The sequence below is a fragment of the Sphingomonas faeni genome (assembly GCF_024273235.1).
GTDB lineage: Bacteria > Pseudomonadota > Alphaproteobacteria > Sphingomonadales > Sphingomonadaceae > Sphingomonas > Sphingomonas faeni_A.
In genome coordinates this window covers 34,207-57,473 of the sequence record NZ_JANBVH010000029.1, presented here as the reverse complement: position 1 = coordinate 57,473, position 23,267 = coordinate 34,207, and the positions used below count along the sequence as shown (strand labels likewise).

The 23,267-nt window shown below is 64.7% G+C and carries 17 protein-coding genes and 1 pseudogene; 11 read left to right on the top strand and 7 right to left on the bottom strand.

The features are described 5' to 3' along the window. Positions 1–853: 853 nt before the first annotated feature. The 10 genes from NLI89_RS15405 (at position 854) to NLI89_RS15360 (ending at position 10,278) form a co-directional block, all read left to right on the top strand. The gene (locus NLI89_RS15405; RefSeq protein ID WP_254687831.1) at positions 854–1,153 is read left to right on the top strand and encodes a DUF736 domain-containing protein; all 300 of its coding nucleotides are present in this window, start codon (positions 854–856) and stop codon (positions 1,151–1,153) included. A gap of 155 nt (positions 1,154–1,308) precedes the next feature. Further along, positions 1,309–1,542 (top strand): helix-turn-helix domain-containing protein, encoded by a 234-nt coding sequence (locus NLI89_RS15400; RefSeq protein ID WP_254687833.1) that lies wholly within the window; start codon positions 1,309–1,311, stop codon positions 1,540–1,542. Beyond that, positions 1,535–2,119 carry a S26 family signal peptidase gene (locus NLI89_RS15395; protein ID WP_254687830.1) on the top strand — a complete coding sequence of 195 codons (585 nt, stop codon included), beginning with the start codon at positions 1,535–1,537 and terminating at the stop codon, positions 2,117–2,119. Before NLI89_RS15400 ends, NLI89_RS15395 begins: the two co-directional genes overlap by 8 nt. After that, positions 2,107–2,712, top strand: a complete 606-nt coding sequence (locus NLI89_RS15390) for a lytic transglycosylase domain-containing protein (RefSeq protein WP_368077289.1) — start codon at positions 2,107–2,109, stop codon at positions 2,710–2,712. Before NLI89_RS15395 ends, NLI89_RS15390 begins: the two co-directional genes overlap by 13 nt. A 242-nt stretch (positions 2,713–2,954) precedes the next feature. Continuing rightward, positions 2,955–3,332, top strand: coding sequence for a hypothetical protein (locus tag NLI89_RS15385; RefSeq protein WP_254687829.1), 378 nt, complete (start codon positions 2,955–2,957; stop codon positions 3,330–3,332). 267 nt (positions 3,333–3,599) lie between these two features. Then, positions 3,600–5,564, top strand: coding sequence for a relaxase/mobilization nuclease RlxS (gene rlxS / locus NLI89_RS15380; protein WP_254687828.1), 1,965 nt, complete (start codon positions 3,600–3,602; stop codon positions 5,562–5,564). A 330-nt stretch (positions 5,565–5,894) separates the two neighbouring features. After that, on the top strand, positions 5,895–6,752 hold the full coding sequence (locus NLI89_RS15375) for a serine hydrolase (RefSeq protein WP_254687827.1): 858 nt from the start codon (positions 5,895–5,897) through the stop codon (positions 6,750–6,752). Between the two features lie 269 nt (positions 6,753–7,021). Further along, positions 7,022–7,234, top strand: a complete 213-nt coding sequence (locus NLI89_RS15370; protein ID WP_254687826.1) for a hypothetical protein — start codon at positions 7,022–7,024, stop codon at positions 7,232–7,234. 130 nt (positions 7,235–7,364) lie between these two features. Beyond that, entirely contained in the window at positions 7,365–9,254 is a 1,890-nt protein-coding gene (locus NLI89_RS15365) for a gamma-glutamyltransferase family protein (protein WP_254687825.1), read from the top strand. 10 nt (positions 9,255–9,264) lie between these two features. After that, positions 9,265–10,278, top strand: coding sequence for an acetamidase/formamidase family protein (locus tag NLI89_RS15360; protein ID WP_254687824.1), 1,014 nt, complete (start codon positions 9,265–9,267; stop codon positions 10,276–10,278). A 57-nt stretch (positions 10,279–10,335) separates the two neighbouring features. Here NLI89_RS15360 and NLI89_RS15355 read toward each other — a convergent pair whose 3' ends face one another. Next, positions 10,336–11,691 carry a serine hydrolase domain-containing protein gene (locus NLI89_RS15355; protein ID WP_254687823.1) on the bottom strand — a complete coding sequence of 452 codons (1,356 nt, stop codon included), beginning with the start codon at positions 11,689–11,691 and terminating at the stop codon, positions 10,336–10,338. A 48-nt stretch (positions 11,692–11,739) separates the two neighbouring features. Then, positions 11,740–11,976, bottom strand: a pseudogene (locus NLI89_RS15350) (aldo/keto reductase); the annotation flags it as partial. Between the two features lie 250 nt (positions 11,977–12,226). On the opposite strand from NLI89_RS15350, the gene NLI89_RS15345 reads away from it, so the two are divergent. Beyond that, complete coding sequence (locus NLI89_RS15345) at positions 12,227–13,843, top strand: M28 family peptidase (RefSeq protein WP_254687821.1); 1,617 nt, start codon at positions 12,227–12,229, stop codon at positions 13,841–13,843. A 1,111-nt stretch (positions 13,844–14,954) separates the two neighbouring features. Here the strand turns inward: NLI89_RS15345 and NLI89_RS21765 are convergent. The 5 genes from NLI89_RS21765 to NLI89_RS15325 form a co-directional block, all read right to left on the bottom strand. Next, the gene (locus NLI89_RS21765; RefSeq protein ID WP_302675813.1) at positions 14,955–15,077 is read right to left on the bottom strand and encodes a hypothetical protein; all 123 of its coding nucleotides are present in this window, start codon (positions 15,075–15,077) and stop codon (positions 14,955–14,957) included. 122 nt (positions 15,078–15,199) lie between these two features. Beyond that, on the bottom strand, positions 15,200–16,765 hold the full coding sequence (locus NLI89_RS15340; RefSeq protein WP_254687820.1) for a carboxylesterase/lipase family protein: 1,566 nt from the start codon (positions 16,763–16,765) through the stop codon (positions 15,200–15,202). Beyond that, positions 16,762–18,930 (bottom strand): beta-glucosidase, encoded by a 2,169-nt coding sequence (locus NLI89_RS15335; protein WP_254687819.1) that lies wholly within the window; start codon positions 18,928–18,930, stop codon positions 16,762–16,764. Before NLI89_RS15335 ends, NLI89_RS15340 begins: the two co-directional genes overlap by 4 nt. A gap of 20 nt (positions 18,931–18,950) precedes the next feature. Then, positions 18,951–20,921 carry a glycoside hydrolase family 3 protein gene (locus NLI89_RS15330; RefSeq protein WP_254687818.1) on the bottom strand — a complete coding sequence of 657 codons (1,971 nt, stop codon included), beginning with the start codon at positions 20,919–20,921 and terminating at the stop codon, positions 18,951–18,953. Beyond that, positions 20,921–22,981 (bottom strand): TonB-dependent receptor, encoded by a 2,061-nt coding sequence (locus NLI89_RS15325; protein ID WP_254687817.1) that lies wholly within the window; start codon positions 22,979–22,981, stop codon positions 20,921–20,923. Before NLI89_RS15325 ends, NLI89_RS15330 begins: the two co-directional genes overlap by 1 nt. Positions 22,982–23,267: the final 286 nt, after the last annotated feature.

The window sequence follows — 23,267 nt, the reverse complement described above, 5'->3', positions numbered from 1 at the left end:
GGCTTTGGTGGCTGCAAACCGATCGCCGTTTTGCGTCTCGGCCGCGTTTGTCGGGCAGCTGTCGAGCACGCCTTCAACCACGATGCCCCCCCCCCTGTACCGGTGGATCCTGGGTCCGATTCGGCCGCCAAATGGGTCCGATGGGCCGGGCCTAGACGGACGATGTCGCTGCCGAGATTGCCGCTATCAACGGTGGATACGGCCTGTGTCCGTCATCACGGCGGTCGCCGCCATGGAAGGGCACATCACCCCGCACGAAGCGCGATAGATCCCGGTCCTTCGGCCAGAATCCCGGCACGATCGCAGTGCCGCATAGGCCCGATCGCGGTGCGCTCCAGGACAACGACGCTGCGCGATCAAGGTTCGCTCACCACAGTCCGGCCGGACGTGGCGTCGATCGTCCCGCGGTCACGTCATTCGTACAGCCAGGGTCCGCGGCGTTGGTTGGTGACAGTATCGCGGCAATTGGGGGCGGGCACGGCAGACGCATGCAGCATCGATGCAATTCGCGTGGGGTCAGGCCGTGTGTCGCGCTTGGCAGGCGCCTTTGCCAGTCCTTCCTGCATGCCTGGCTGCCGCCCTGAACGACCTCTCTTTCGGCGGGTCTGGCGGGGGCCGCCGGTCCCGCAACGGCGTCGCCGACCTTCTTCCCCGGCTCGGCTATCCCTCGCCTTCCTCGCGAGACAAGAAGCCCGGCTTTGGCCGTCCTCCGCTGTGCTTCGGCCCTTCGTCCACCCCATCGCGCAGAGGCGATGGGGACCCCGAACGGGGTGCGGGACCGTCCTCCGCCCGCCTGATCGACCGCCTGTCGAGGCCGCATCGGGCGGCATCGCACCACATGAAGGAGGTTAACATGGCACAGATTGGCAGCTTTACCCGCGGCGAAAACGGCGTCTACACCGGCGAAATCCGGACCCTGACGCTGCGCGTCAAGGCGACGATCCGCCCCTGCGAGCACGACACAGACAAGTCCCCCGACCACCGTGTCAGCGCCACTGGCGTCGAATTCGGGGCAGCCTGGACGAAGACGGCGCGCGAGACCGGCGCACAATATCTGAGCCTCAAGCTCGACGATCCGTCGCTCCCGGCACCGATCTACGCGACGCTTATCCAAAGCGACGATGGCGAGCACAAGCTCATCTGGTCGCGCTGAACCCGAATGCCCCGCGCGCCGACGCGCGGGGCATTCTTCCCGTTGTGGCTGTGTCGAAAACGGGGATGCCGGTTTTCGACGCTCCGCAACCGGTGTCGCACACGCCATCCCCAGGGACACAGACGGCACGCTGCCGTCGCTTGGAGGTACGCATGATGGATAGCGACGACACGATCGAACGGGCGAATCGCGCCAAACGCGGCTCGCCCTTTCTCAACACCGATCAGGCAGCGGCCTATCTCAAGATCTCGAGTCGGCTGCTGAAACGGTTACGCGTGAAGGGCCAGGGGCCGATCTTCCGCCGCCATTGCCGCTTCGTCCAATATCATATCGACGACCTCGACGCCTGGTCGGCGGAGCAGGCGACACGGGAGCTGCGGCATGGCTAAGCGCACCGCCCGCGTGTCCGATGCGCCGCTGTTCGCCTGGGGCGACGCCGTGCGCGCAGCGCGCCTGAAGCATCGCAAACGCATGCGTTGGGTCGTCGTCAGCACCGTCGGGATCATGACGCTCGGCCTCACGATCGTCGCGCCGCCGCTGCCGCGCCTTGTCTGGAACGCAAGTGCCAGCGCCCCAATCGGGCTCTATGCCGTGACGCCGGGCGCACCGATCAACCGCGGCGACATGGTGATCGCACGGCTGCCTGCGCGGTACCGGATGCTCGCAGCCGTCCGCCATTATCTCCCCGCCAACGTCCCGCTGGTGAAGCATGTCGTCGCCTCTGCCGGGGACGAGATTTGCGCGCTGGGCGAGACCATATTCCTCAACGGGCGCCGGATCGCACAGCGCCGCATCGCCGACGGACACGGCCGCGCCATGCCGTGGTGGAACGGATGCGTTCACCTCAGGGGACACCAGCTCTTTCTGCTGATGACCGACAATCCAGCATCGTTCGACGGGCGCTATTTCGGGTCGACCGAAGGTGAGGACGTGATCGGGAAGGCGCGGTTGCTATGGGCGCGCTGACCCGGTTCGGCCTCGTCGCGGGCATGCTGACCGTTCCACCGGCGCATGCGCAAGACATCGATCGCTGGCGGTCCTGTATCCAGTCTGCATCGACTCGGTTCGGCGTGCCGATGCGCTGGATCGAACGTGTCATGCGCGCCGAAAGTGGCGGCAGGACCACGCTCGGTGGTCAGCCGATCCGCAGTCGCGCAGGCGCGATCGGCCTGATGCAGCTCATGCCGAAGACCTGGGCTGAGATGCGCGATCGGCTCGGTCTGGGTATCGATCCCGACAACCCTTGCGACAATATCCTGGCCGGCACGCTCTATTTGCGGCTGATGTACGACCGGTTCGGCTATCCCGGCCTGTTCGCGGCCTATAATGCCGGGCCACGCCGCTATGCTGCCTATCTCGCCGGTAGGGCGGCATTGCCGCGTGAAACGATCGCCTATCTCGACACGGTCAGTGGTGGCGATCCGGTGCGCTTGGCGCCAACACCCCTGCCGCAGCCGACGCTGTTCGCGATCCGTCATGCTGGGTCTGCTGGTCTTCAACCGACGGCGGATGGCGTGTCGCAACCATCGATCTTCGCGGTTCGGGCCGTGGTGCCATGATCGCGGGCGGGGGAGGGGCTCGTCTCGGGTCGTCCTATGCTGACGGACGGCGGAGCGGTTCTCAAGCCCGGCGGCCCCTCCAATTTTGCCGCGAAAGGGAGCGCGCTGCGCGCGCGTTCCGGTGTGTTGCCAACGCGGCAAAATCGGTTCCTCCGCCGCCGCTGGCGCGGCGCTTCACTGCGTTTTGCGGCCCTGACAACCGCCCCGCCGCCCGTCTCCCGGAACACGTCCTCAATCGGAGGATGACGAAGAAGGAGGCTTTCATGACCATGATTCATCCCATCTCGGTCGCGTCGGATCGAACGATGGCAGCGCTGGTGTCTACGCTCGACATCGAGTTCGGACGGGGCGCCGGCGCCGCGTTGGCGCATCGCTATTTCGACGCGGAACAGAGCGATTTTCATTGGCAGGCGAGGGTGCAGGAACGCTGGATCGGCGCCTATGAAAGTGCGGATGACGACGGACTAGAGCTGGACCGCGTGCGTATTCTCGGACGGCTGAACGGCGCGTGGTTCGTTGCGGTGATGATCGTCGATGGCGATGGAAACGCGCACGACATGACAGGCAAGCAGGCTTTCCGTCGTGCGGATGACGCACGCAGGGCGTTCGCAGATGCGTGATCGGCATGATCGTTCAGGCCGGGATGCGGTGCCGGACAGGCATCGTGTTCCGGCTGTCTTCGCGCGTCGGGGAGCGGTTTGGGAAGGGGGGCAGAGAAAACAAGATAAAGGCACTGTCTCGCGACAGGCCTCAAGTCTTTGTCTGCACATCGTTTTTTCGAGAGACATGGGATCGGCGATAAGAGATATGCGTACGGCAAATAGCCAAATTCCGCCATTCCTGCCAGACAATCGCGAGACTCCGGTTCCAGATCGAGCATTGTCGTCGTGATCGACGATCCGTTCGAACCCCACCTTGGTCGCATGCGCGGCAAGGACGGCAAGCGCGCGGCAAACTATGTCGGTCGCGTTGTCGTCGCAGCCCGTCTGGCAGGCGCAAAAGCCGGCGTTCAGGGGCGCCGTTTCGATGGCAGTCGGATCGGGCGCGGGGCAAGCGTTGGCCGGCTTCTCTCCAGTCGCGATCGGCTCGCCGGATTCCGGTCGCGCCGCGCGGTGGTGAAGACGCGGCTGGTGCGACTGGGGACCAAGGGCATGGCAACGGCGAAGGCTCATCTTCGCTACATCCAGCGCGACGGCGTTACCCGCGACGGCGCGCCTGGCGAACTCTATTCATCCGATCGTGATTCTGCCGACGGCAAGGCGTTCCTCGAACGCTGCAACGGGGATCGTCACCAGTTCCGGTTCATAGTCTCGGCAGAAGATGGCGCGGAATATCCCGACCTCAGACCCTATGTGCGCCGACTGATGACGCAGGTCGAGGTCGACCTCGGGACGAAGCTCGACTGGGTCGCGGTCGATCATTTCAATACCGAGCGACCGCATACCCATGTCATGCTGCGCGGGGTCGATGATCGCGGTCAGAATCTCGTCATCGCACGCGAGTATATCTCGCATGGCTTGCGCGAGCGTGCGGCCGAGCTGGTCACGCTCGATCTCGGGCCGCGTACCGATCGGGAAATCGAGGAGCGACTGCGCCACGACGTCGGCCAGGAGCGGCTGACCGCGATCGACCGTCGCCTGCTTCGGCGTATGGATACCGATCGGATCGTCGTAGCCGCCGACCGTGACCCGTTCCAGCAGTCAATCCAGGCGGGCCGGTTGCGCCGGCTGGAAACGATGGGTCTTGCCGACGATATCGGCGGCGGCCGGTACCGGCTTGCCGATGGCCTGGAGGATACGCTACGCCGCATGGGCGAGCGTGGTGACATCGTCCGCACGATGCAGCGCGAACTCACCCGCCGTCGCTTGGATCGCGCCGGGGTGGATCAGGTGATCACCGGCAGCGACGCGAAGCCGATCGTCGGGCGCGTCATCACCCGAGGCTTTTCCGACGAGTATCGCGATCGCCATTATCTGATGGTCGATGGTGTCGATGGCCGCGTCCATTATGTCGATATCGGGCGTGGCGACGCGACCAGTGCGACGCCGGAAGGCTCGATCGTGCGTGTCAGCCCGCGCGAAGCCGGGTCGCGTCCGGCTGATCGTACCGTCGCGGCCATCGCGGCGGCGCATGAGGGACGCTATTCGGTCGACCTGCACCTTCGCCACGATCCATCGGCCACCGAGACCTTTGCGCAAACGCATGTGCGGCGGCTCGAGGCGATGCGTCGCTCCGGCGCAGGTGTCGACCGCGAACCGAACGGCACCTGGATCATCGCCGCCGATCATGTCGATCGCGCTGCAGCCTATGAGCAGCGCTTGCGGCGCGACCAGCCGATGGCGGTCGAGACTGTGTCCGCGATACCCATCGAACGGCTCGGCCGCATCGATGCCGCAACATGGTTGGACCGTGAACTCGCATCAGGCATGCCGACACCGCTCCGCGATGCCGGGTTTGGGCACGAGGTACGCTCGGCCGTGACAGTCCGTCGGCAGTGGCTGGTCGAGCAGCAATTGGCGGACCGCGATGGTGACGCCGTCAGGCTGCGTGCCAACGCGCTGGCGGTCCTCCAGCGGCGCGAGTTGCTGCGTGTGGCCGGGCAGCTTTCCGAGGAGATGGGCAAGACGTTCGTCGAGGCCCGTACCGGCGACACGATCGAGGGGCGGCTCGCGCGCAAGGTTGATCTGCTCAGCGGCAAGTTCGCGCTGGTCGAGAAGAGCCGGGAGTTCACGCTCGTGCCCTGGCGACCGGCGCTCGAAAAGCAGTTGGATCACCAAGTGGGCGGGATCATGCGTGCGGACGGGATCAATTGGCGATTTGGCCGTGACCGGGCCGGGCCGGAGATTTCATGATCGTGCCTGTACACGGCCCGTCGAGAGGATTTGGATGATTGACTCTAACCCGCGGCGCATGCCGCTTGATGTATCGCCACCACAGATGCTTTGTGACGTGGCGGCGGTAGTTCGGGAAGAGCAGGTGTCGACGCTTGTCTTCTTCAAATCGGTCGGACGGCAGGGGCCCGATCTTAGACATGGCGGGCTCGACGGGCCTTTTCCAAAAGCTGCCGAGTCGTAGGTCCGCGACCCGCCGTTGTCCGGACCTTAACGGCATGCAACACGAAACGTTGAGGCTTTCGGTTCACCGTCACCACGTCGCTTTAAGACAACATTCGAGGATGATCGATGCGCGCGCCCCTGCTTTCCCGTCTGCTTCTTTTCAGTGTTGCCGCAAACCTCCTCGTCCCGGCACCGGCGGTCGCAAGCTCCCCTGAACTCATCGGGCTTGAGAGCGCGCTGAGCAAGCTCGTCGCGCAACGCTCTGGAGACTACGGGATTGCGGCGCTCGACCTTCGCGATGGCGCGATCGTTTCCATCAACGGCGACACACCGTTCCCGATGGCGAGCACGGTCAAGCTCGCCATCGCGGCGACCTACCTCGCCGAGGTCGATCAAGGGCGACGCAGCCTCGGGGACATGATCGTTGGCCGATCCGCGGCGAAAGTCATGGAGTTGATGATCATCCGCAGTGACAACCAGGCAACCGACCAGTTGCTCGCCGCGCTTGGCGGCCCCGTCGCGATCCAGCAGTGGCTGTCGTCCCAACAGATAGCTGGGATCCGGATGGACCGGACCATAGCCCAGTTGCTTCGCGACCGCGGCCACCTTGCCGACAGCAAGGATGTTGCCACGCCGATTGCCATGGTCACGCTGCTGAACAAGCTGGATAACGGTACCGTTCTGACCGCGCAAAGCCGCGCCTTTCTGCTCGGACTGATGAGCCGATGCGCAACCGGAACCCGCCGCATCCGCGCCCTGCTCCCCGCAGGTACTCGGGTAGAGGACAAGACCGGCACGCTGGACGGTATCACCAATGATGTGGGGTTCATTACCATGCCCGACGGCCGCCGCGTGGCGGTCGCTGTATTCGCACGAGGCGGACGCGATCGCCAGCCTGTCATCGCCGAAGTCGCACGCGCGATCTATGACCGCTTTGCGGATAGCGTCCGCAACGCGGTCGCGCTTTTCATGCAAATGCGGTGACCAGAGTTTAGCAGGGATCGCTTCGGCAGCGATTTCGAAATCGCCGCTCGCCCTGGACGAGAGCAACAGCTGGAAATCCCCATTTCGCCGTATTGGCGCAAGCGCTCGAGGCTGCTGCCATCCGCCCTCGCTTCACATGAACGAAGGACCGAAGTTGCGCCGCAAAAATTTCGTCAGAATGGCCGATTCTGGGTCGTGTAGCGAGACGCGGCGTCTCCGGTGTCATCCCTCATTGACCGCGTCCCACCTTTAAGACCATCGCGTTGCCCATGACCAAGACCAAGGGGCGCACCGGCGCGCACGCGCGCGCCAATATCCAACCTGCACCGACCGCCGCCGAGCTCGATGCGGCCAAGCGAGAGGTTGCACAGATCGAGGGACGGCTGGTCGGCCTGGCTGCCGGGCATCCTTCGGTTAAGATCTGGAAGGCCCGTCTTCGTGCAGGCCAAGCCGTGATCGCTCGTGCCCCACGCGACGCATAGGCGACCGGCTGCGCTATCGGAACTGGTCACTGTCGGGGTGCGGCTGCTGCGGTAACGCAGCACCGATCAAGCCCTTGTACTCGCTCAAGGAGCCAGCGAAGATCGGGCATCAGCACCGGGAGCGTCCTCTATGCGTCGTCGAACTTTCATTGCCGCCTTGCCAGGGGCCGCTTTGCTACCGGGCATCGGTATGGCGCAGGGCGGTCAGGCCGGACCCGGGGTGGCAGGTAAGCAAGGTGTTCCGGGCCCCGGACAGGGTGGTGCGCCTCAGTCAGCGACCGCGGCGCCGCTGCCGCGCTGGATCGCCGGCGAAGACCGCTTCCTTCGTCCTGACGTCGCGGCAGGGGACCGCCCGGTCGGCGCGAGTTTCGCCTCGCGAACTGCCGCCTATGGCCTCAACGGCGCGGCGGGTACTGCACATCCGCTGGCGACGCAGGCGGGGGTCGATATCCTGCGCCGAGGCGGATCGGCGGTCGACGCCGCGATCGCGATCAACGCCTGCCTCGGTTTCCTGGAGCCGACGTCGAGTGGCATCGGCGGCGATGCCTATGCGATGATCTGGGATCCCAAGCAGCGCAAGGTTGTCGGGCTGGCGGGATCGGGCGCGTCGCCGCAGGGGCTGAGCCTGGAAACGGTGCGGTCCCGCGCGCGCGGCGGTGCGCTGCCGCCGCTGGGTGCGGTGTCCGTATCGGTGCCGGGCGCGGTGGATGCCTGGTGGACGATGCACCAGCGCTACGGCCGGCTGCCCTGGGCGGACTTGTTCGAGCCGGCGATCGCGCATGCCGAGGCGGGGGCGCCGGTGCCCGACATCATCGCCTATTACATCCGCCGCAGCATGGCGGCATTCCGCCGGCCGGGTACCGGTATCGAGGAAACGGCGAACGCGATCAGGACGTACGGCCTCGCCGACGGCAAAGGCCCAGCGACCGGGCAGGTCTTTCGCAATCCCGATCTCGCCCGCACCTATCGCGCGATCGCAGCGGGCGGGCGTGACGCGTTCTACAGCGGCGACCTTGCCCGTGTCGTCGATCGGTACTTCAAGCGGATCGGCGGCTGGCTGCGCTATGAGGATCTGGCCGCGCATCGATCGGAATGGATCGCGCCGCACCGGACGGGCTATCGCGGCGTGGACGTGCATGCGCTCGGCGCCAACACGCAGGGCATCGCGACGCTCCAGATGCTCAACATTCTCGAGACCTTCGATCTCGGCGACGCAGGCTTCCAGTCGCCGTTGTCGATCCATCTTCAGGCCGAAGCGAAGCGGCTCGCCTATGAAGACCGTGCGCGCTTCTACGCCGACCCGAAGTTCAGCAAGGTGCCGGTCGAGTGGCTGGTCTCAAAGGAATATGCCCGCCAGCGCGCCGCGCTGATCCGCCGCGACCGGATCCTCGACCCCGTCCATCCCGGCCAGGCGCCCAGCCACGGCGACACCACTTATTTCAGCTGCGCCGACAAGGACGGCATGCTGGTGTCGATGATCCAGTCGAACTTCCGCGGCATGGGGTCGGGGCTGGTCGCCGATGGTCTCGGCTTCATGTTCCAGGACCGCGGGCAGTTGTTCAGCCTGAAAGACGGTCACCCCAACATCTACGCGCCCGGCAAGCGGCCGTTCCAGACCATCATCCCCGGCTTCGCCACGCGTGGGAGCGATCCCTGGATGAGCTTCGGTGTGATGGGCGGCGACATGCAGCCGCAGGGGCAGACGCAGATCATCGTCAATCGCGTCGACTATGGGCTAGAGGTCCAATCAGCGGGCGACGCGCCCCGCTGGCACCACGAGGGCTCCTCGCAATCGATGGGGGAAGATGCGGCCGGGCTTGGGCCGCGTGGATTGCTGCGGCTGGAATCGGGTGTACCTGCCGTCACGAAGCAGCGGCTGGCCGACATCGGCTGGACGATCGGCGAGCCCGACGGGGGCTTTGGCCGCTACGAATGCGTCGAACACCGCATGGACGGTGCAACCCGCGTATATGCAGCGGCGAGCGAGATGCGCGCCGACGGCTGCGCTCTGGCCTATTGAGAGGATGACGATGCGCCACCTGATCTTTGCCGCTCTGGCTGCCATGGCGACGCCCGCGGGCGCTGCGACCTACGAATTGAAGGCGACGCCGCAGACGGTCGCCTGGGGGCATTACGATGCCACCGACAAGCCTGTGTTGACGATCCGGTCGGGCGACACGGTGGTGATCCATACGTTGCTGACCAATAGTCCGGCGGGTCTGGAAAAGGCGGGAGTCGCGCCCGCGCAGATCGAACCGGCGCTGCGTGCCGTCTATGACGGCGTACCCGCCAGCGCGCGCGGTCCCGGTGGCCATATCCTGACCGGACCGATCGCAATCGCAGGCGCGGAGCCCGGCGACATGCTGGAAGTGCGCATCCGCAAGGTCGATCTGGCGATTCCCTATGCCTATAACGCGTTCCGGTACGGGGCGGGGTTCCTGACCGACGATTTCCCCTATACCCGCATGAAGATCGTGCCGCTGGATGCTAAGCGCATGGTCGGCTTGTTCGCGCCCGGCATCGAAGTGCCGCTGGCGCCGTTCTTCGGCAGCATGGGGGTCGCGCCGCCATCGGCGTTCGGCCGCTACGACAGCGCGCCGCCGACGATCAACGGCGGCAACATGGACGACAAGGCGCTCGTCGCCGGGACGACCTTGTTCCTGCCCGTCTATGTCTCCGGCGCGCTGTTCCAGGTCGGCGATGGTCATGCCGCGCAGGGCAATGGCGAAGTCGATATCACCGCTCTCGAAACCTCGCTGACCGGAACGTTCGAGTTCGTGCTGCACAAGAAGGCGGCGATCAGCTATCCGCGCGCTGAGACGCCCAAAGCCTATATCGCGATGGGCTTCGACGATGATCTCAGCCATGCGACCCGCAAGGCGCTGCGCAACATGATCGATTTCCTCGTCGCGGAAAAAGGCATGACGCGTGACGATGCTTACATGCTGATCAGCGTCGCAGGCGATGTCGAGATTACCGAGCTCGTCGACCGCAACAAGGGCGTCCACGTCGTCCTGCCAAAGGCGCTGTTCACGAAGCACTAGCGCCGACGGCTTACGCCTGTCTCTCAGGTCGCCGCGTATGCCGTTCGGGTAAGAAGCCTATGGCAACGTGGCGGCAACGTCGGCCGCGAAGCGCGCGATGTCGAACCGCGCGGTGCCGGGATCCTCGCCGCGCCTGACCACAACCAGATGCCGGGACGGGATCACCATCACATACTGGCCCCGGTTGCCTTGCGCGGCGAAGCTGCCGTCGGGCAGGCCCTGCTTGGCGCCGAACAGCCACATCGTCGCGCCATAGCCCGGTCCGCTCGCGGGCTGCGGTCCGGTCGGCGTCGTCATGGTCCGCATCCAGCCTGCCGGTAGCAGGCGCTTGCCCTGCCAGACTCCGTCTTGCGACCAGAACAATCCCAGCCTCGCCAGGTCGCGGGCGGTCGACCAGACCTGACTGGAGAGGATGTAATTGCCGTGCCAGTCGGTCTCGGCGACGGTGTGCGCCATGCCGAGCGGACCGAACAGGCTGCTTGGCAACGCCCGGTACCGCGCCTCGCCGATCGCGTTTCGGGTGGCATAGACCGCCAGCAGGATATCGGTGTTGGCGTAGCGGAAGCGTGTCCCAGGCAGCGCCTCCAAAGGCCATGACACCGCCTGTTCGTCCACCGTGGCGCCGCCGAAATAGATGGCATCGGTGCGATTGCCGGCGGTGTCGCTGTGCAGGCCGGATGCCATGCGCAGGAGATCGTCGAGCGTGATGGCCTGCCGTGGATCGCCGACCTTCCATTGTGGCACGGCGGCGGGAGCCTTCAACGCGGCTGCATTGGTGAGGCCGATGAGCGTGCCGGCGATCGACTTGCCGACCGACCAGGTGCGGTTGGACACGAACGGCCCGAAACCGCGGCCGTATTGCTCGGCAAGAACCTGGCCGTCTTTCACAACGATCACGCCGACCGTCTTGGTGTCGACGCCATAGGAGGTCCCGAATGCCTTGCCGACTGCGCCGGTCAGCGTGAGCGATGGGCGCGGTGCGATGCCGGCGTCACCCTGCGGCCAGCGCCGCGGATCCGCCGGTGTAATCGACGGTGCCGCTGTCGACTTGCGGCCAGCCGGTGCCGTGCCGCCGATCGGCAGGGTCACGCAACCATGCCCGCTGGTCCATATCGCGCGCCTCGGGGGAAGCTTCGGATCGAACGCTACGGAGACGGATTGGCTAGTGCGGTCGGCGTTCGCCATGAGCGTTGGCACGATCTTATCATAGTCGGGGTAGATGCCGGCCAGCTCATCGCCATCGATCTGTTCCGGCGTGCGTCCCGCATTGAAGATGCCTGAGCAATAGAGAGCTGCCTTGTACCCGGCCGCGACAGCGCGCTGGTACGTTCCTGCCGAGGGTTGTGCGACGATCTGCGCACTGGTGGGCACTGACACGAGGAGGGCGAGGCCGGCCGCTTTGAGTATCTGCATGATTCGCATTCTTCCATCGCGCAACCAGATCGGCAATTCGTATCTCTGTTACGCGTGTAAGGGGAGCGGCGCGGTCCGCTGCAAGCTCGCGTCGCAGGCCGACCGCACATAGTCGGGGCACCCGTTGACCCCTTTGAAGCTGCCATCCGCCCCGCGCACGTTGCCGAACTTGGTCGCGACGACGATCCAGTCGCGTCGCTCGCGCACGTCGCGGCCGACCAGCTCTTCGTGGGCCCCAATGCCGTACATGTCGGCGGTGTCGAGAAACGTCACGCCGAGGTCGAGCGCGCGATTGCATTCACGACGGGCGACTGGTCTCCTCGTTTAGCTCCGATGCACGATTGCTGCGGTCGGGAAACCCGTAGGTTAGCATCCGAGGCACAGTCGCAAAACATCGCAGCCACTAGTACCGAATTTGGTATCGTCCGGTGCTGCATACCTTGACAAGATGAAGCATCGAACGAGCGGCCGATGCGGTCCGATCAATTGTTGTATCACGCTTGTGTCAGTGCCGGTTCGCGGTCATCCTGTTGTAATGAAACGCTTGCTTCCCCTTGTCCTCCTCCTCACCGCTGCGACCGATCCGGCACCACCGATTCTGTCCGCCGCCCGGATCAAGGCCGATGTCCGCACGCTCAGCGCCGATGATTTCCATGGCCGTGGACCGACGCAGGCCGGCGAAACGGTAACGCTCGCGTTCCTTGATGCTCGGTTCAAGCAGCTTGGTCTGAAGCCGGGCGGCGATGAGGGATACCGCCAGACGGTACCGATGCTCCGCTGGACCCGCGATCGTGCCAGTTTCACGCTTGATCTGGGGGGCGCCAAGCGGGCGCTCACACCCGGCACCGACGTCGCGGCGAGTTCTCGGATCGTCGGTGCCGCCGGGTTGGACCACGCAGCCATCGTCTTCGTTGGCTATGGCGTTGTCGAACCGCGCCTCGGCTATGATCCGTATCGCGGCGTGGATGTGCGCGGTAAGGTGGTCGTGGCGCTCGCGGGCGATCCGGATGTCGAGGCGGGGCGCGATCTCGGCTTCGGTGGCCGGGCTTCATCCCCCGCGGTACGCACAAAGCTCGCCGAGGCGCAGAAGCGTGGTGCAGCCGCGTTCTTCCAAATCCACGACACGTTCCCGTCGAGTTATCCATGGCTTCAACTTGCCAAGGGCGATGCCGTCCCGGGATATGCGCTCGATACCGGCAGCGTGCCCGCTGCATTCGGTTTGCGTGGAACCGTGCGCAATGACATCGGCATCGCGATGCTCAAACAGGGCGGTCTCGACTATGCCGCCGCAAAGCTCGCCGCGCAAAAGGCTGATTTTGGGGCAGTCGAACTCAAGGGCGCGTATCTCACCGCGTCGACGACTATCTCTCTTGACCATGTCGTTAGCCACAACATCATCGGTATCCTGCCCGGCACTGATCCTGCCGCCGGCAGTGTGCTCTACGGCGCGCACTGGGATGCGTATGGCGAGAACGCGTTCGATCCGGCCGCGGACCGCATCCGCAACGGCGCAATCGACAATGGAACTGGGACAGCAACGCTGTTGGAGATCGCCCGCACCTTCGTGAGTGCGAAGCGACCCCGGCGTTCGGTAGTGTTCGCCCTGTGGACGGCAGAAGAGAAGGGACTGCTCGGGGCAAGCTGGTATGCCGATCACCCCGTGCTGCCGCTCGCACTCACCGCGGCGCAGTTCAATCTCGATCCGCATGTCGTCTTGGGCCGGACGCGTGATCTCGAGCTGATCGGTGTCGGCAGGACGCCGCTGGAAACCGACCTAGCGCGCGTCGCTGCCGCGCAAGGGCTCAAGATCGTGCCCGAGGAGAACACCGAGGCAGGCTGGTACTACCGGTCTGATCACTACGCGTTGGCGCAGAAGGGCGTGCCCGGTGTGTATTTCCGTGCGGGCCGCGATCTTATCAATGGTGGTCTCGTTGCCGGGGAGCGGGAGCGCGCGCGTTACAACGCGGCATGCTATCATCAGACTTGCGACGAATTCGATCCCCGCTGGGACATGACGGGGGCCGCGCAGGAGGGCAGCGTTGCCTATGGGCTCGGTCGTGAGATCGCCACGGGACGTAGCTGGCCCAGCTGGTCCGCGGCCGAGCCGTTTGCCGCGGAACGAGCAAAGTCGCGAGCAGCCCGACAGCCTTGATTAAAAGATGCTTCTCGCAGCCACGCTTGCTTGCGACGCAGAACTGGCAGGATGAACGAATGGCCAAAGGTAGGAAGCAAAAAGCGCTCGTCGAATGACCGGAATTGCATCGTCTTAACCCATTGCCGCTATGATAGTACCCTGCAGGGACGGACGATGGCGACTTCGGAAGTCCCACCGAGCGGGTTCTGAACAAACGTGTCGAAGCCTATGACTATACCCCACTCGTTGTCAGCTATCATTTGGATATCGCCTACCCGAGGTGAATCTTCTGAGAACCGCGTCGCAAGCGGGCCGCTCCGCCCTTCAATCTTGAAGTTGTATCCCCTCCTACTCATCGACCTCGCTCCTCCACAAGCCTTAGCGGGGGCCCACCCCGGCGCGCTTGTTGGTCGCATAAAATACTCGAGCTGTACAAGGCGGCTTGCTCAAGAGCTCCATCTGACGTGTTGCAGCGATATGAACGGACGGCCGGTCTCGGAAACCGCTTCGGCGGCCGTGAATGGCCGATTGTAAGTCGATTAGTGCTACGCGTCGCATGCTCGTGAAGAGACAGGGGGGAGTGGGCGCGAGGAAACGGTATGTTTCATAGGCGCAACCTCTTTTCTAACCGATCTGCGACTGAGCATCTAACTGGTTCTCCCGATCGTATTTTCCGAAATGTGTTATAGCTGATTCCAAAATGCGACATGAGTATCAAGTCCGTTTGACCAGGTAGGTTATTGAGCATTTTATGAACGACGTCGGGAGCGACTTGGCGTAAAGCGATGGTACGCGGCCGATGGACATAATCGTCGTTGATCATGCGAAGGCCTCCTATTTATCCTGTTGGAACCTAAGCAGACTGTGCTTGTCAGTGAAACGCTTACTGTTAGTACGAGTAAGAGCGGTGTAGTCAATTCTGAGATTTACTGGCGGCTAATATACAGGATCTTCTATGCACTAAAACTGCGGGTCCGGCTAAAAGGCAACTCCAGTTCTTACCTGTGCGTGGCGTCATTGATTTGCGATAAACGTTGAACATCACGCCCCATCGATCGAAATTCGATACGGGGTTGATCCCGGCTATTCTTGTCGCTGTTGCCGCCGAGAGCCATTCCGACGCCATGCTTCAGAACGGGCCCTTGAAGCAGTAGGCACCAATCGGCACGAGACTGAGCAGGAACATCGTCGGGATCACTCTCCTGAAGATGAACGGTCCGAGCGCGCCGACGACGATCGGGACCGAAGGCACTGCGGTCTGACATCGAGGCTCGTTAGTGGCATCCGAATGGCGGTGCTTCCATTGCAAATACGCATCAGGGCAAGATCGAGAAGAATGACAGAACCTGCTAGCGATCGCCTCCTGTCCAGCCATCACCGAGCGGCCTTTGCAATCAGGTCCAGCCGGGTTCCCCATGGGTCCGCGCCCCCGGTTGCCGATCCGGACTGGTTAAAATCGAGCAAGAATGCCCGTTGCCGATCGAATGGTTGCCACTGCGGCAATCCATCGTGGTTCGGCGAGCCGCTTTTCGCGAAAGCGACGATGCGATCGTGAAATACCTTAGCGGCGTTGCGATCACGCTGAGACAGGGCGGAGCCATACTTGACCGCTACGGTGTCGAAGGCAAACGGGATGTCGCTGGCATGCGTCGCGCCGGCGGTTTGCGTCGACCACACCGACTCGGCGACATAGGAAAAGCGATAGAGATACGCCGGTTGGCCGGCGTTCGAGATCATATTGGCGGCGTAGCGCGCGGGTTCGGTCATTCCGCGGTCGGCAGCGATGGTTGCGCCCAGTGTCTTGAGGGACGCCGTACCATCCGGATCATAGGCGCGTCGGGCAGCTGCGGCGTTGGCACCGAACGGGGCGAACAGTTCGTCCTTGGTGGCCGCTGTCGAAAAGCCGATGTCGGCGCTGGTCGTGCCGATCATGACCGGCACGGGCGCCTGTCTTCCTGCTTCGAACGATTGCTGAGGCGTGCCGGCGACGAGCTGGCCATCACGCATCGGTCCCCCGACATAGGTCCGCTCGCCGGGTGGTGGCTGGAACAGCTGGATCATGGACAAGCCGTCTACGACGCGATCGGCGGGCAGGGCGCGGAGTCGGGCAAGTGCCCCGGCATCGATGCCGTCAATCCCGGCCCGCCGAGCAAATGCCAGACCGATCGTCTCGCCCGATGGCGTATCGGGGCGATCCGTCTCGACATCGCGCATGCCCGTCAGCGGGCCGCGTCCGCCCCCGGACATGACGACTGCGCGGGCGAACAGGCCGCGCGCCGATGGAGCCATCAGCATCGTCAGCACCGATTGCCCACCGGCAGACTCGCCCATCACCGTGACGTTGGCAGGATCCCCACCGAACGCAGCGACGTTACGCGCCACCCAGCGCATGGCGGCGAGCTGATCCATATAGGCGAAATTGCCCTGGAGGCCTTCACCGGCGGCGCGTAACGCGGGGTGGGCGAAAAAGCCGAAGCGCCCCACGCGATAGTTGAAACTGACGAACACCACCCCGTCACGCGCGAAGTTCGCGCCCGAGTAGACTGCTGGCGACGAGCCGCCGTTGACGAAACCGCCACCATAGATCCAGACGATAACGGGGCGTTTCTGTCCGGCGCGCGCTCCGGCCGGTGCCCAGACATTGGCGACCAGGCAATCTTCGGCAGGCGCGGTGCCGAGCGGCGCGGCATCGCTCGGGAACGGTTTCTGCATGCAGTCGCTGCCATAGGTGCTGGCATCGCGGACGCCCTGCCAGCGCGGGGCCGGCTGCGGCGCACGCCAGCGATTGGCGCCGACAGGCGGCGCCGCAAACGGGATGCCTTTCCAGGCTACAGACGCGCCCTCGGTCGTGCCGCGGAGCTGGCCGGTGTCGATCGTCGCGACCTGTGCCGCTGCGGGTGCGACGAAAAGCATCGCCGCCAGCAATGCGATCGTCCTCATGGACGCACCTGCCGCGCACGTACCGTTACCTCGGCGGGATTGCCTAGATCGGTGGCCGACTTGCCGATGGCGAACGCGTAGCGACCGGCTGGCACCCGCCATTGACCGTCTCGGAAATCGGCGAGCAGGCGAGGATCTACGGCCATGGTCACGGTGCGGCTTTCGCCTGGTTGGAGCATCACCTTCTCGAATCCTACCAGCCGGCGGATCGCTTGCCCCCCGCGTCGGACCAGATAGGCCTGCGGCACGTCGGCGCCCGGCCGGTCGCCATCGTTCCTGATCGTCATGCGCAACGTCACCGTGTCGCCGCCGCTCGCGGTCAGCGCCGAGTAGCCGAACCGGGTATAGCTAAGGCCGTGGCCGAACGGGAACAGCACCGCGTCGCGCGCACGGCCAAGCCGCCGATAGCCTACCGCAGACCCTTCGGAATAGGGCACGTCGACCGCGGTGCGGTCTGGCTGTCCGAGCCCCGGCAAGGTCGGGCGGGGGTCGTCCGCGAGCGATCGGGGAAAGGTGATCGGCAGACGACCGGAGGGGTTGATCCGGCCGGTGAGGACGTCGGCGATGGCGCGGCCGCCTTCCTGCCCAGGATACCACGCCTCCACCACCGCGCGGACGTCGTTGAGCCACGGCATCGCCACCGGATTGCCGGTTTCGAGGACGACCACCGTATTGCGGTTGGCGCCGGCCATCGCGGCGATCAGTGCATCCTGTCCCTGCGGCAGTTCGAGCGACGCGGAGTCGACATCCTCGCCCTCCCACTTGGTCGCGAAAACGATCACCATGTCCGCGGCCTTCGCCATGGCTGCGGTATTGGCAATTGAGTAACCGCTGCTGAAGGTCAGCGTCGCCTGAGGCATTGCGACCTTCAGCGCATCCACGGGCGACGACGGGAAATAGATCTGCCGACTGAGCAGGCCGCCAAGGCCGGCACCACCCAGGTCGATGATCCGCGGCGCGGCGCCATTCGGCGTGACCTGGCTCGATCCGCCGCCCGACAGCACGCCGAAGCTAGCCTGCCCGCCCACCACCAGGATCGTGCGTGCCGTCTTGGCAAGCGGCAGGATACCGTCGTTCTTGAGGAGCACGATGCCGTCCTGAGCCGTCTTCAGTGCGACCTGCGCATGGCCGGCGACGTCGATCGGGGCGGGGCGGGTGGGCTTGTCGGCACCGACCGCGTAGACGCTGCGCAGGATGCGGCGCACGGCATCCGAAACGCGGGCGCGGGGAATGGTGCCGTCGGCCAAGCCGCGCTTCAGAGGTGCATCGAACCAGCGCTGCTTGTCGAGTTGCGAGCCCGATTGTTGATCGAGGCCCTTCTCAAGGAAATCGGTGCTCTCCACCGCTCCCCAGTCCGACATCACCCAACCCTTATAGCCCCAATCGCCTTTCAACACGCCGTTCAACAGCGGGGCGTTGCCGCATGCCTCCGCGCCGTTGACCAGATTGTAGGCGCACATCACCGCGCCGGGACGGCCGGTCTCGATCCCCAGTTCGAACGCAAGGAGATCGCTTTCGCGCAGCGCATCGGGATCGATCGTCGAATTTGCCGTGTGCCGCTGCGTCTCCTGTCCGTTGATCGCGAAATGCTTGATCGTCGACACGACGCCCTGCGCCTGGGTGCCACGGATCGCTTGACCGACCATGCGCCCGGTCAAAAGCGGGTCCTCGCCGAGATATTCGAAGTTGCGCCCGTTGCGCGGGTCGCGGGTCAGGTTGGCACCGCCGCCCAGCAGGATGTTGAACCCCTTGGCCCGCGCCTCTGCGCCGACCATCGCGCCCGCCCGTTCCGCCAGCGTCGGATCGAACGTAGCAGCCACCGCCAGCCCCGAGGGGAGGGCGGTCGACGTATCCCCCTTGCGCAACTGGGCGGGATTGGTGACGCCGAGGCTAGCGTCGCTCGAAAGCTGTGCCGGCACGCCGAGCCGTGGCACGCCCGCGATATAGCCGGCCGTCACCGGCACGCCGGGAGGGATATCAACCGGTAGTCCGGGAATGGGGATGGGCATGATGCCGATCAGCAGGCCGACCCGTTCGTCGTCGGTCATCCGCGCTTCCGCTCGCGCGGCACGGGCATCGGGATCGGACACGCCTGTCTGGGCGGCGGACAGCATCGGGATGACGAGGGCCAGCGATGCCGAGCCCCACAGCAGTGATCGAATCATGGAACGAACTCCTTGGCGGCTCAGCGAGCGGCGACGATGCCGGCGCCGAATGGATAGAGTGGGGTACGCGTGTCGTCGGGAACGGCAGGATCCTGCGCGACTACCGCGGCCATCGACGAGGGCATTTCGAACGGCAGGCGTCCCCGTGGGGGTGCGGCGCCCGTAACCGAGGCGAGTAACGCCTCGTCAGACACACCGAAATTGGCGAGGATTGCGCTAGCGGCTTCGTTCATCGGGCCGAGCACCGCCGGTCGGTCGAGAAAGAGCGCGGCGACGACGGGCAGGCCGGCCGGCAACGATCGGATTGCCGCAAGGTCCGCGCTACCCGTCCGGAAATCGAGCCGCCCCTCATGCTGGCGCGATCCGAAGAAATGATCGGGATGCAGGCGCTCGAACGGGGTGTCGATCCTGACGAGTGCGACCTGCGCGAGCGCTGCATCGGCAACCGGCACCAGACCCGCTGCCCGCGCCACCTGCGTATCGACACCGTGCAGATAGACGCGAGTCCCAGCCTTGATCGGCAACAGGCTCCGCGGGTCCTTCAGCAATACCTGCGCTGCAGCCTGCACCCGCCGTGATTCCGCCTCGACCGCCGCCGGGTTGACGATCGTGGCCGCTGCCGCCGGATCGACGAAGGGATTGTCGAACAGGCCGAGCGCGAACTTGGCAATCAGGATGCGCCGCACGGACCCGTCGAGGCGGTCCTCGGCGATCAGCTTGCGCTCGACTGCCTCGACGATCAGGTCGGGTTCGGCAACGCCGCCGAACTGGTCGAGCCCCGCGTTCATGCCCTTGGCGAACCGTTGAAGGCGGCTGAGCCGTTCGACGCCCCACGGCATGGCGATATCGGCTGGCCTTTGCGGACTGGCGGCGGTGGGTGCGCTGCAGGCGGTGGCGCAATCGTTAGTGATCGCCCAGTCCGACACGATCAGCCCGCTGAATCGATAGGTGCCACGCAGCAGGTCGGTGAGCAGCGCGCGATTGAAGCCGGCGCCGACCGCCTCGATCGGCTTGCCATCGACCGCTGCACCGTGAACGATGCTGTAGGTCGGCATGACGGCACCGACGTTCGCGGCGAAGGCGCCAGTGAACGGCTCTACATGTCGCGCGAAACTGGCGGCATCGACACGGGCGTGACGGCCGTAATAATTGTGTCCGTCCCATCCGTCCGGCGTCGCGCCATAGGCGACCCAGTGCTTCACGGTCGCCAGCACGCCATCGCGTCCCGCCCCGCCGCTGCCGCCCTGGAACCCGGTGACATAGGCCTCGACCATCTGCCGGGCGAGATCGGGACTGGCCCCGAACGTCGCGGTGCCGCGCGACCAGCGTGGCTCGGTCAACAGGTCGGCCTGCGGCGACAAGGCCTGGTGGATGCCGGTAGCGCGGTACTCGACGCGTGCGATATCGGCGAAGCGTCGCATCATCGCCGGGTCGCGCAGCGCTGCGAAACCCAGCGGCTCGGGCCAGCGCGAATAGCCGCGGCCGCCGACGCTCGCACCCACCACCGCCTGGAAATGGTTGCGGGGATCGGTGCTGATCATCACCGGGATGCCGAGCCGCCCCTGCTCGGCGATCGCCTGTACCGCGTTGTTCTGTTCCGCCATTACCTGCGGCGTGACGGCCAGCCGGGTGATGAAGGTGGTCACTTTCTTGTCGAGAATCAGCGCACGTGTCGCGTCAAGATCATATCCCGTCGTCGACGCGCCGATCGCGTTGCCGATGCCCAGGAGGTTGCCGTGCATGACCGCGCCGGCCTTCTCCGCCAACGTCATCCGCCCAAGCAGATCCTCCGCCCGCGCCGCGGGCGACCGACGCCAGTCCTCATAGGGCGTCAGTCGGCCGTCCCGGTCGAGATCGCGAAAGCGCAGCCCGTCGACGACGACGACCGACACCGCCCGGCTGTTGATCTCGATCTGGTCCGGTCGCCCGGCGGCATCGGCCGCCGTGCAGAGCAGGATCGCGGTCATCGTCGACAGGATGCGCCGCCGCATCAGAACTTGACCCCGGCGCGCACGCCATAGGTCCGCGGATCAGCGAAGTTGGCAGTGGCGAAGGTGCCGGTCGCGACCGTCGTCACGACCACCGCGTCCTCGATATTCTTGACGAAGCCCTGCACGTAGAACCGGTCCGACGGCGCGTTGAAGGTGAGGCTGGCGTCGGACCGCGTACTGCCGGGAACGCGGAACTGGTTCAGCGTCGCCAGCGCAGACAGCATGTAGCTGTCGCTGACGCGGGTTCGGACATTCGCCTCGATGTTGCCGCCGCCGGGCAGTTCGATCGTGTGGGTATAGCCTGCGATCACCGAAAGGCCGGGTGACCGGTCGAGCTTGCGGCCCGTGAAGCTGACTGCCGGCGTAACCTGGAAATCGGCATATTCGGCATCGAGATAGGACAACGCGATGTTGAAGAGGCTCGATTTGACCGGCTGCACCGTGGTTTCCAGCTCGAAGCCGGTGACGTCGGCCTCGGCGGCGTTGGTCGTCACCGAACATGGCCCGCCGCAGATATCCGACACCTGGCTCAGCTGGATGCCGCTGTAGTCATAGTGGAAGGCCGTCAGGTTGAGCCTGATCGCGTTGTTCAGCAGGCGCGTCTTGATTCCGGCTTCGTACGAGGTGATCGTCTCGGGATTATAGAACAATGCCGCTTCGGGCAGCGGATTGTTGCAGCCGGCCGTGGTCGCCAGGCAACCGTCGTTGAACCCGCCTGCCTTGTATCCGGTCGATATGGTGCCGAACAGCAAGGTGCGCGGATCGAGATCGACATCGACGCCGGCGCGCCAAGTCACCTTGTCGAAGGTGCGCTGCGCGATGTTGCGGGTGACGACGTCGCCAGGGCCGGTGCAGGCGACGGTGCCGCAACGGATCGTAGCGCCGACGCGCGATTTGTCGTCGTTGGAATACCGTACGCCGCCGGTCAGGCGCACGCCCTCGACGACGCGCCATGTGAGCTGGCCGAAACCGGCATAGGATTTGGCGATCGTCGGGTCCTGCGGAAAGCCGAAGACATAGCCGACTGTCCCCGGATTGGGGGCAAGAAGGCCGAACAGGTTGAAGCTGATCCCGGACTTTTCTTTGAAATAGTAGAGCCCGGCCTGTGCCTTCAATGGACCGTCGCCATTGGTATAGACGCGCAGTTCCTGGCTGTTCTGCCAATAATCGCCGTCGAAACGATTGCGGATCGCGGCGGCGCCACTGCCCAGGATGCTCACGCCGTTTTCCCGGCGCTTGAATTCGCGATAGGACCCAAGATAGGCGACGCCGATCGGTCCGAAATCATAGGTGAACTCGCCCTGGACGCCCCAAGTGCTGTTGTCGCGATCGAGGTCGCTCGTGATCGGGACATTCAAGCGGCGCAGGTCTTTGCTTGATCGATCATTGCCGATGTAGAGCGGCGTCTGCCCCGTCCCGAACCCAGAATAGAAGTTGCTGGTCAGCACCCCGTTGGGTGCGTTGCCGCCGATATGCGCATAGTCGCCGCGCACAATGATCTCGCCTCGGCCAAGGTCCCAAAGCGCAGTGACGCGACCAGAGATGTTCTTCTTGAACGGGTCAAGATCGCGCGTCAGCCGTGCACCGCTGGTAATGAAATTGTCCCTGCGATCGTAGTTCACGGCGGCCCTAACCGCGAAGGTCTTCGTGATTGGCAGGTTGACGACGCCGGTCGTCTGGACCTGACCGAAATTGCCGTAAGTCACATCGGCGCGTCCGCCAAAGGTGAACGTCGGCCGATTCGTGATGACGTTGACGAGGCCCGCGGTCGTGTTGCGGCCGAACAGCGTGCCCTGTGGGCCGCGCAGGACTTCGACCCGGGCGACGTCGAAGAAGCTCGTCTCCTGCGCCTGGCTGCGCGCGATGTAGATTCCGTCGAGCATGAAGGCAGCGGAAGGATCACCCTTTTCGGTGCCGTCCGTGGAGGTGACGCCGCGGATCGTGATCTGAAGCCCGTTGTTTCGGTCGATCGAGATGTTCGGGACGACCTCGCCGATTTGGGTAGGGTTGGTGACGCCGGTCTCGATCAGCGAGTCTCCCGTCACAGCGGTGAGGGCCACCGGGGTCTTCGATGCCAGCGTCGATGTGCGGGTCGCGGTGACGACGATGTCGCCAGTGGATATCGCATCGCCGGGAATGCCCTGATCGGATGCTGTCGATGAGTCTGCGGTCCGGTCGGGTGACGATGACGGATCGGGCGTCCCGTTTATGTCCGTGTTTCGCTGCTCAGTGGTAGCGGGCCCGGCACCCGGTAGCTGTTGAGCCCAGGCCGGCTGGGTGGCAGCTGTGGATATAGCGATCACAGACGTCAACATGCGGAACGTGCGCATTTTTCCTCTCCCCTTT

Excerpts from the sequence above, each read along its gene's own strand:
- NLI89_RS15405 (WP_254687831.1), top strand. The coding sequence starts at position 854 with ATGGCACAGATTGGCAGCTTTACCCGCGGCGAAAACGGCGTCTACACC.
- NLI89_RS15400 (WP_254687833.1), top strand. The coding sequence starts at position 1,309 with ATGGATAGCGACGACACGATCGAACGGGCGAATCGCGCCAAACGCGGC.
- NLI89_RS15395 (WP_254687830.1), top strand. The coding sequence starts at position 1,535 with ATGGCTAAGCGCACCGCCCGCGTGTCCGATGCGCCGCTGTTCGCCTGG.
- NLI89_RS15390 (WP_368077289.1), top strand. The coding sequence starts at position 2,107 with ATGGGCGCGCTGACCCGGTTCGGCCTCGTCGCGGGCATGCTGACCGTT.
- NLI89_RS15385 (WP_254687829.1), top strand. The coding sequence starts at position 2,955 with ATGACGAAGAAGGAGGCTTTCATGACCATGATTCATCCCATCTCGGTC.
- NLI89_RS15375 (WP_254687827.1), top strand. The coding sequence starts at position 5,895 with ATGCGCGCGCCCCTGCTTTCCCGTCTGCTTCTTTTCAGTGTTGCCGCA.
- NLI89_RS15370 (WP_254687826.1), top strand. The coding sequence starts at position 7,022 with ATGACCAAGACCAAGGGGCGCACCGGCGCGCACGCGCGCGCCAATATC.
- NLI89_RS15365 (WP_254687825.1), top strand. The coding sequence starts at position 7,365 with ATGCGTCGTCGAACTTTCATTGCCGCCTTGCCAGGGGCCGCTTTGCTA.
- NLI89_RS15360 (WP_254687824.1), top strand. The coding sequence starts at position 9,265 with ATGCGCCACCTGATCTTTGCCGCTCTGGCTGCCATGGCGACGCCCGCG.
- NLI89_RS15355 (WP_254687823.1), bottom strand. The coding sequence starts at position 11,691 with ATGCAGATACTCAAAGCGGCCGGCCTCGCCCTCCTCGTGTCAGTGCCC.
- NLI89_RS15345 (WP_254687821.1), top strand. The coding sequence starts at position 12,227 with ATGAAACGCTTGCTTCCCCTTGTCCTCCTCCTCACCGCTGCGACCGAT.
- NLI89_RS15340 (WP_254687820.1), bottom strand. The coding sequence starts at position 16,765 with ATGAGGACGATCGCATTGCTGGCGGCGATGCTTTTCGTCGCACCCGCA.
- NLI89_RS15335 (WP_254687819.1), bottom strand. The coding sequence starts at position 18,930 with ATGATTCGATCACTGCTGTGGGGCTCGGCATCGCTGGCCCTCGTCATC.
- NLI89_RS15330 (WP_254687818.1), bottom strand. The coding sequence starts at position 20,921 with ATGCGGCGGCGCATCCTGTCGACGATGACCGCGATCCTGCTCTGCACG.